At 67.2% G+C, this 8,261-nt stretch carries 7 protein-coding genes; 5 read left to right on the plus strand and 2 right to left on the minus strand.

Going from position 1 to position 8,261, the window contains the following annotated elements; all coding sequences use genetic code 11:
- Positions 1 to 26 precede the first annotated feature (26 nt).
- The 5 genes from cobG to BN2476_RS27715 all read left to right on the plus strand — a co-directional run bounded on the left by cobG (position 27) and on the right by BN2476_RS27715 (position 5,666).
- Positions 27 to 1,463: a precorrin-3B synthase gene (gene cobG, locus BN2476_RS27695; protein WP_087737423.1), complete on the plus strand. Its 1,437-nt coding sequence runs from the start codon at positions 27 to 29 to the stop codon at positions 1,461 to 1,463.
- Positions 1,456 to 2,082 carry a precorrin-8X methylmutase gene (locus tag BN2476_RS27700; RefSeq protein ID WP_087737415.1) on the plus strand — a complete coding sequence of 209 codons (627 nt, stop codon included), beginning with the start codon at positions 1,456 to 1,458 and terminating at the stop codon, positions 2,080 to 2,082. The genes cobG and BN2476_RS27700 overlap by 8 nt, the downstream gene beginning before the upstream one ends.
- Positions 2,082 to 2,840: a precorrin-2 C(20)-methyltransferase gene (locus BN2476_RS27705; protein WP_087737416.1), complete on the plus strand. Its 759-nt coding sequence runs from the start codon at positions 2,082 to 2,084 to the stop codon at positions 2,838 to 2,840. The genes BN2476_RS27700 and BN2476_RS27705 overlap by 1 nt, the downstream gene beginning before the upstream one ends.
- A complete protein-coding gene (cobJ, locus tag BN2476_RS27710; RefSeq protein ID WP_087737417.1) occupies positions 2,828 to 4,576 on the plus strand; it encodes a precorrin-3B C(17)-methyltransferase in 1,749 nt (582 codons plus the stop codon). The genes BN2476_RS27705 and cobJ overlap by 13 nt, the downstream gene beginning before the upstream one ends.
- A gap of 151 nt (positions 4,577 to 4,727) precedes the next feature.
- Positions 4,728 to 5,666 carry a flagellar brake protein gene (locus BN2476_RS27715; protein ID WP_087737418.1) on the plus strand — a complete coding sequence of 313 codons (939 nt, stop codon included), beginning with the start codon at positions 4,728 to 4,730 and terminating at the stop codon, positions 5,664 to 5,666.
- Positions 5,667 to 5,758: 92 nt separating this feature from the next.
- Here BN2476_RS27715 and BN2476_RS27720 read toward each other — a convergent pair whose 3' ends face one another.
- A complete protein-coding gene (locus BN2476_RS27720; protein ID WP_087737419.1) occupies positions 5,759 to 6,766 on the minus strand; it encodes an OmpA family protein in 1,008 nt (335 codons plus the stop codon).
- Positions 6,767 to 6,816: 50 nt separating this feature from the next.
- Positions 6,817 to 8,261, minus strand: a 1,445-nt coding sequence (locus tag BN2476_RS49370; RefSeq protein ID WP_173819674.1) for a YadA family autotransporter adhesin, incomplete at its 5' end; no start/stop codon positions are given.

An 8,261-nucleotide genomic window follows, 5' to 3' on the forward strand; every position in this document is an offset into this window, starting at 1 on the left:
CGATGCCGAGCCGCTCTCCGTTCGAGATGCCCGGGGCCGTCGCGCGACGCTCACCCGGTGACGCCTTGAGCCACGCTTACCTTTCGTCCGATGCCAGTCGCTTGCGCCCTTCGGCCTGCCCGGGGCTGCTGCGCATCGTGCCCGCGCTCGACGGCGGCATCTGCCGCGTGAAGCTCGCGCGCGGCGAGTTGAGCGCGGTGCAGGCGTCGGCGATCGCCGATGCAATCGACGAACACGCGTGCGGCATCGCCGACATCACGAACCGCGCGAATCTGCAATTGCGCGGCGTGAAGCGCGGTCATGAAGAGCCGCTGATCGCGGCGCTGCTTCACGCGGGACTCGGGCCCTCGGGTCCGCAAGACGCGACGCATGGGTTCGCCGACGATGTGCGCAATGTGATGGTGAGTCCGACAGCGGGCCGCGATGCAGGCGCATTGATCGACACGTCCACGCTTGCCGACGATATCCTCGCTGTGCTGCAAGGCGACGCGCGCTTCGCGGCGCTGTCGCCGAAGTTTGCGCTGCTTCTCGATGGCGGCGAGCGTCTCGCGATGCTCGATCATCCACACGACATCTGGCTTTCAGCGATGCGCGATCCCAAGCGCGATGACGTACTGTTCGCCTTCGGCCTCGCGGGCTGCCCGCCCGTCGAGGCGCATCATCCTGGCGCGCTCGCGGCCGTCGCGGCTTCGGATGCTGCCACGCTGACGCACGCGCTCGTCCATACATTTCTCGATCTCGCCTCGCCCGAACACACGCGCATGCGCGATCTGCTTGCCGAACATTGCGTCGAGCGCGTGCTGACGCATGTCGAAAGCAAGATGGGGATTGCGTTGCTGCGCGATGCGTCGATCGAACGATGGCGCCGCGCGCCAGCCGATCCGTCGCTGCGGCTCGGCGCGCACCCGCAGCGCGGCGAATGGCGATCGCATGTCGGCGGGCAGTCTGTGCTGGGACGCATGAACAGCGCGACGCTGCGCGGCCTCGCTCGGCTCGCCGAGGACAACGACGGCGCGACGCTGCGCATGACGCCGTGGCAAGGCGTGCTGCTGACCGATATCGACACGACGAAGGTCGCATCGACGTTGCAGGCGCTCGAAGCGCTCGGCCTCGCGTGCAGCGCGCAGAATCCGCTGACCCGCGTGATCGCGTGCGCGGGCTCGACAGGCTGCGCGAAGAGTCTCGCCGACACGAAGGCCGATGCAATGAAGCTCGCCGCGTGCCTGCCCGCGGACACGCAAGTCCATCTGAGCGGCTGCCCGCGCTCGTGCGCGGCCGCGCATCGCGCGCCTTATACGCTTCTCGCCGTGGCGCCTGGCCGCTACGACCTGTACCACACCCGCGACCCGCGCGATCCGACGGGCTTCGGCCGCTGTCTCGCGCGCGGTCTGACGATCGACGAAGCCGCCGGCATGCTGAACCATGCAGCGCCTCCACCTTTTGACGAGCCATCCGATGCCTGACTACCTCCGCGACGGACAAGCCATCTATCGCCAGTCGTTTGCGACGATACGTGCGGAAGCCGACCTGTCGCGCATTCCCGCCGACCTCGAAAAACTCGCCGTGCGCGTGATCCACGCGTGCGGCATGGTCGATATCGTCGGCGACCTGCGCTTTTCGGAAGGCGCGGGACGTGCCGGCCGCAATGCGCTGGCAAACGGCGCGCCCATCCTCTGCGACGCGCGCATGGTCGCCGAAGGCATCACGCGAGCGCGCCTGCCCGCGCGCAACGAAGTGATCTGCACGCTCGCCGATCCGCGCGTGCCCACGCTCGCGCGCGAACTGGACAATACGCGCTCGGCGGTGGCGCTCGAATTGTGGCGGCCGCAACTGGAAGGCAGCGTCGTCGCAATCGGCAATGCGCCGACGTCGCTCTTCTATCTGCTCGACATGCTCGACGCGGGCGCGCCCCGCCCCGCGCTGATTCTCGGTTTCCCGGTCGGCTTCGTCGGCGCGGCGGAATCGAAGGCGATGCTCGCCGCCGACAGCCGTGGCGTGCCGTTCGTCGTCGTGCAAGGCCGGCGCGGCGGCAGCGCGATAGCGGCGGCCGCCGTGAACGCGCTCGCATCGGAGGACGAATGATGGCCGAGCAGTCGAACGGCACGCGCGGACGTCTCTTCGGGCTCGGCGTCGGCCCCGGCGACCCCGAGCTGATCACGGTGAAGGCGCTGCGTCTCTTGAAGTCGGCGCACGTGGTCGCGTACTTCGTCGCGAAGGGCAAGAAGGGCAACGCGTTCTCGATCATCGAGTCGCATCTGTCGAGCGAGCAACAGCAGTTGCCCCTCGTCTATCCGGTGACGACGGAAGCCCTGGAGCCGCCGCTCTCGTATGAGGCGATCATCGCCGACTTCTACGACACGGCGGCGGAAGTGGTCGCCGCTCACCTCGACGCGGGCCGCGACGTCGCCGTGATCTGCGAAGGCGATCCGTTCTTCTATGGCTCATACATGTATCTGCACGACCGGCTCGCAAACCGGCTGTCGCCGCGCTTCGAGGCCGAAGTGGTGCCTGGCGTGTGCTCGATGCTCGGCGGCGTCGCCGTGCTCGGCCAGCCGCTCGTGTATCGCAACCAGTCGCTCTCCGTGCTGTCGGGCGTGCTGCCCGAGGACGAACTGAAGCGTCGTCTCGCCGATGCCGACGCCGCCGTCGTGATGAAGCTCGGCCGCAATTTCGACAAGGTGCGCCGCGTGCTCGACCAGCTCGCTCTCGCGGACCGCGCGCTCTACGTCGAACGCGCGACGATGGCGAACCAGCGCATCGTGCCGCTCGCCGAAGTCGATCCGATGGCGTCGCCCTATTTCTCGCTGCTCGTCGTGCCGGGGGAAAAATGGCAAGGATGACGACACCGCCCGCGATCGTGATACTCGGCGTCGGCGCGCTGGCGACGGCGCGGCGCATACGGTCGGTTTACCCCGGCTCGAGCGTGCATGGCCTGCAAGGACGCGTCGCCGATGCCGATGTGGACGTCACCTTCACCGAACTCACCGCGCATCTGCGCGAGCTGTATGCGAGCGGCACCCCGATCGTCGCACTGTGCGCGGCGGGCATCGTGATCCGCTGCATCGCGCCGCTGCTCGCGAACAAGGGCAGCGAGCCGCCCGTGCTCGCCATCGCGGAGGATGGCAGCGCCGTCGTGCCGCTGCTCGGCGGCCTGTCGGGCGTCAACACGATGGCGCGCGAGATCGCGACGGCGCTCGATGTAAAGCCCGCGATCACGACGAGCGGCGAGCTGCGCTTCGGCGCCTGCGTGCTGAATCCTCCCGATGGCTACACGCTCGCGAGCATCGATCAGGGCAAGCGCTTCGTGTCCGATCTGCTGGCAGGCCAAGCGACGCGCGTCGAAGGCGACGCGCCGTGGCTCGACGACGTGCAGTTGCCGCGCGACGACGATGCGCTGCGCGCGATCCGCGTCACGCCTCTTGCATGGAGCGGCGCGACGGACGAACTGGTCATTCATCCACGCAGCGTCGTCGTCGCAATCGGCGAGGCACGCGAAGTTCGCGACGAACGACTGCATGAACAGATACTCGAAGCGGCGTGCGAGCGTGGCCTTGCCGCGCAGGCGCTCGCCTTGCTGCTCGCACCGGCGTCCCGCGTCGGCGAGCCGGCGCTTCAGCAGGCCGCCGACGCGTTGCAGATCCCGTTGCGCTTTGCCGATGGCGATGCTTCGTCCGATCCGGATCGACTGCTCGGCAACACATTGCGTATGCCGCACAAGATACTCGACGACGGCGACCGCGCGCCCATCGCATTCGCGATCGCGCACGCGCCCGTTGATCCCGCGACGGTCGGCCGCGCGCGCGGCAAGCTGAGCGTGATCGGGCTCGGACCCGGCGATGCGTCGCTGATGGTGCCCGCCGCGCGCGCGGCGCTCGCGCAGGCCACCGACATCCTTGGCTACGAAACCTACGTGAAGATGGCCGGCCCGTTTCGCGCGGACCAGCGCGTGCACGGCACCGACAATCGCGAGGAAATGCAGCGCGCCCGTCACGCGTTCGAACTGGCGAGCGCCGGGCGGCGTGTCGCGATGGTGTCGTCGGGCGACCCGGGCGTGTTCGCGATGGCGGCCGCCGTGCTCGAAGCGCTCGATGAAGCGTATGACCCGGCATGGGCCGCCGTCGATCTGGAGATCGTGCCCGGCGTGTCGGCCGCGCTCGCCACGGCCGCGCAGGCGGGTGCGCCGCTCGGCCACGACTTCTGCATGCTGTCGCTGTCCGACAATCTGAAACCGTGGTCCGTCATCGAAATGCGTCTGCGGCATGCCGCCGAAGCCGATCTTGTCATGGCGTTCTATAACCCGATTTCACGCGCGCGTCCGTGGCAACTCGACAAGGCGCTTGAAATCGTGCGCGATTTTCGCGAACCGCAAACGATTGTCGTGCTCGGCCGCGATATTGGCCGTCCGGGCACGGCGCTCAAAACGACGACGCTCGCCGAACTGAAATCCACTGACGTCGACATGCGGACGATGGTGATTATCGGTTCGTCGATGACGCGTGCCTTTCGCCCCGCCGACACCGCCCGCGAATGGGTTTATACGCCGCGCTGGTATAAAAGCGCCGATTTTAACGTTTGAATCGCTTTAAATCGGAGATTCCCCATTCAAAATAAAGCGATTGAATGCGCGATTGAAAGCCGGATCGATCCAGCGCTTAAAAAGAAATTAAAGTTTTTCTAAAAGGCGACGTTACACGGGTTATCTCGTACAACGCTTTCGTTCGCCCATCATGCAAACAAGTGAAGACGCTGTCGATGCAAGCGCGAGCCTGCCCGTGACATCTCGTTCGCTTGCGCCCGAGGCTGTGCCCGTGGGCGTTCCGCTCGAGTTCCCGATTGTCGACAGTGACGACACACTCCTGTTCGAGCGCGGCGCGATCGTGATCGGCGCCGACGAGCACCGCTTTCTCTTTCAGCATTTCAGGCCGCAGCGGGGCGACGTCGAAGCCGGCTCGCCCGAGTCGGCGGCCGAATCCGCCGGCAAATCGGGCGAAGCCGAATCGCTCAGGGACATGCACCTGACTATCGGCGCGTTGATCGGCGTGCGCTCGCAGGTCGGCATGGGCGCGCCGATGCATCCGTCGCGCATCATCGGCTTTGCGCCGAACGAGTCGCTGTTCGTCACGCCGCCCGTCGCCGACGGCAAGCCGTTGACGCTGTCCGTCGGCGAGAACGTCGAGATTCTCGCGATCGCAAGCCAGGCGGTGTTCCGCTTTGTCTGTACCGTCGAGTCCGTGTGCGTCGTGCCCTTCCACTATCTCGTGCTGTCGAAGCCCGGCGCGGTTCGCCGGCTGCGCGAACGCAAGTCGGTCCGCGTGCGCGCGAGCCTGCCGCTGCGCTTCGGCATCGACGCGCAAGGCACCGGCTACGAAAGCCTCGGCCTCGTGCAGAGCGTGAGCGCAATGGGCATGTCGTTCGTTGCGCCGTGGAAAGTCGGCGAAGTCGGCAAGCGCATTCGTGTTGCCTTCCGGCTGTGCTCGAAGGACATGGACACGTCGATCGAAGCGACGGCGATCATCCGCAACGTGCAGCAAGGTTCGAGGCCCGGCGATCCGACGACGCACGGCATCGAGTTCGAACACCTCGATCAGGTCGAGCAGATGGCGCTGAAGGTCTACGTGTTCGACCGGATCGACGATGTGATCTTCTGGACGAGCGGACCGAAGTAAGCGCGCCCGCGTTGTCATGCGCCATGAAAACCGCGCCACAAAAAAGCGGCCCGGTCATTCGCATGACCGGGCCACTTCGCTCTTGCGGAACGCTAGGGCTGTTGCGGTTGCGGCTGCTCCGGCTGTGGCCCCTGACGCTGCGCGGCGGCCGGCTGCGCAACCAGCGCGCTGACGCGAACCTCGACGCGCCGGTTCGGCGCGAGACACGCGATCACGGCGGACGTCTTCGGCCCCGGACACGTCGCGACAGGCGCCACCGAGCCCGCGCCGCGCACGTCGAAGCGCGCGGCATTCACGCCACGTTCCCTCAGCGCGTCCGCGACGGATTGCGCACGACGCGACGACAGGTCGCGGTTGTGCTCGACGCTGCCGAAGCGGTCCGTGTAGCCCGTCACCGCGACGGCGTCGATCGCGCGCGCCTGCCTCAGCTTCGACGCGAGCGTGTCGAGCGCGGCCTTGCCGTTGGGTGTGAGCGTCGCGCTGTCGAAATCGAACAGCGCGTCAGTGGACAGCGCGACGGGCTTCTCGACCGCCGTCGGAACGTCGACGGGCGGCGGCGCGCAGCGGTTCAGTTCATCGTCGACCTGCTCGCTCAGCTTCTTTGCGCGCTCAATCGATTCCCAGCCGTGCACCCAGCGCGTGCCGTGCGTTTCGTCCTGCTCTTTCCAGACTTCGTCGGTGAGCGCGAGCAGGCGCCCCGCCGACTCGCCCTTGCAGGACGACGCCGAAGCGCGCGCATTGGTCGCTTCGATCGCGCGGATCGCCTGGACCCAGTTGTCGCGCGTCGGCCAGTTCTTCGCACGGAACATCGGCTGCCGCTGCCCGCTGCCGTCGATCAGATAGCGTGCGTTGGCGAGCGCCCGTTTCGCCGCATCGTTGTAGACGTTCGACACGAGCACCTGGCTGTCCTGACGCCCGGCGATTTCCAGGTAGGCTTCTGCGACGCCGCGCCGGTACGGATCGGCGAGGCGCTGCGCGGCGGGCATCAAAGACTCGGCCTCGCTCTTGATGCTGCCCGCGAACGCCGGCGCAGCAAACGTCGCTGCGCAGGTCGCGGCCAGCACCGCGAGTGCCGCACTGCGTAGTATTGGTTTTTTCATAGATTTCTCCGCGCCCGCCACGCTATTCGCGCGGCGGGCGTGCCCGGCACTCAGAACCCGATCGTCGCGCCGACGGATGCGCCCGTGCTTGCGCCGTTGCCCGTCGCCCGCGTGACATGCGCGTTCAGGAGCACGCGGTCGCTGACCCAGTAATTCGCGCCGATCGCAATCGCGGCAGCCCCGCCATAGGTGCCCGCCGCAGCGGACATCTGGAAGTTGCCTTCCGCGCGCGCATTCGGAATCAACGACGTCGCCGCCATTGCCGCCGCGCCCAGCGAGTTCATCTTGTTGTTCATCTTGCTGAACTGCTGGTCCGTGTACGCGTTCGCCGCCTGCACCGCCTGGCTGCCCATCCGCGAAAGCATGTCGTTGACCTGGCCGAAGTTCACTGCATCGCCCGGTGCCGTGCCTGCTGCGACGTTGGTGATGCGGCGCTGCTGCGAAGCCGAGCCGACGGACACGGTGTTGTCCTGATCGGCGACGGAGCCCGCGCCGAGCGCCACCGCGTTGCTGCCGCTCGCCGTGGCGTTCGCGCCGATCGCCGTCGCCGTCGGACCGCTTGCGGCCGAGTTCGCCCCTGTCGCGATCGCACTGTCGCCGCTGGCCTTCGCATTGAAGCCCGTCGCAATCGACTGGCTGCCGCTCGCGTTCGCGGTCGGACCCATTGCCGTCGCGTGCGTGCCGCTTGCCGCCGCTGCCTCGGTATCGCGGTCGCCGTCCGCTGTGAACATCGGATCGACTGCGTTGTTCGCAAGGTTCGTCACGTTCTGAATAGCCGCATTCAGCTGGTTGACATTGACGGCATCCGTGCCCGCCGTGCCGGCCGCCACGTTGGCGATCTGGCGTTCATGGCCTGCCGACCCGACCGACACCGTGTTGTCGCGATCCGCCACCGAACCCGAACCCAGCGCAACCGAGTTCGCCGCCGAGGCCGTCGACGCGTTGCCGACCGCCACCGAGTTCGATCCAGCCGCCGTCGACTGGCTGCCGACTGCCACCGCGCTCGTCGCCGCCGCTGTCGCCGCGCCGCCGATGGCCACTGCGTCCTTGCCCGTCGCCGACGAGTCGGCCAACGTCGAGTTCGCGTGGAAGTACTTGATGCCGCCACCGTTGACGATGTTCGTCACCGCGTTGTCAATGTTGGTCACGCGTCCGTCGAGGTTGGTGATCGCGGCGCCAACGTTGGTCACGGTCGTGTTGCCGCCGTTGAGCACGTAGGTCGGCGCGGACATCGTGCCCGTCGTCGGGTCGAAGGTCGAGCCGCCACCGAGCGCGCTCGCCGCCGACTGTGATACGTTGTACAGCTGCGCGCCGTTCACTGCATCCGTGCTCGATGCGTTCATGTTGCCGTTGGCCACACCCGTCAGCCTGCGCGCGCCTGCCGTGCCCGTGAAGTCCACGACCGTGCCGTCCGTGCCCTTCGCCACCGTGATGGTGCGTGTCGATTGATCCTGCTGCACCAGGCCGATCGAGCCACTGTTGATCTGCGTCTCAA

Origin of the sequence: Paraburkholderia piptadeniae (assembly GCF_900007165.1) — a bacterium.
GTDB classification, from domain to species: domain Bacteria; phylum Pseudomonadota; class Gammaproteobacteria; order Burkholderiales; family Burkholderiaceae; genus Paraburkholderia; species Paraburkholderia piptadeniae.

What these genes read in the sequence shown, in the direction of transcription:
- cobG (WP_087737423.1), top strand. Translation starts at nt 27, where the DNA reads ATGCCCGGGGCCGTCGCGCGACGCTCACCCGGTGACGCCTTGAGCCAC.
- BN2476_RS27700 (WP_087737415.1), top strand. Translation starts at nt 1,456, where the DNA reads ATGCCTGACTACCTCCGCGACGGACAAGCCATCTATCGCCAGTCGTTT.
- BN2476_RS27705 (WP_087737416.1), top strand. Translation starts at nt 2,082, where the DNA reads ATGGCCGAGCAGTCGAACGGCACGCGCGGACGTCTCTTCGGGCTCGGC.
- cobJ (WP_087737417.1), top strand. Translation starts at nt 2,828, where the DNA reads ATGGCAAGGATGACGACACCGCCCGCGATCGTGATACTCGGCGTCGGC.
- BN2476_RS27715 (WP_087737418.1), top strand. Translation starts at nt 4,728, where the DNA reads ATGCAAACAAGTGAAGACGCTGTCGATGCAAGCGCGAGCCTGCCCGTG.
- BN2476_RS27720 (WP_087737419.1), bottom strand. Translation starts at nt 6,766, where the DNA reads ATGAAAAAACCAATACTACGCAGTGCGGCACTCGCGGTGCTGGCCGCG.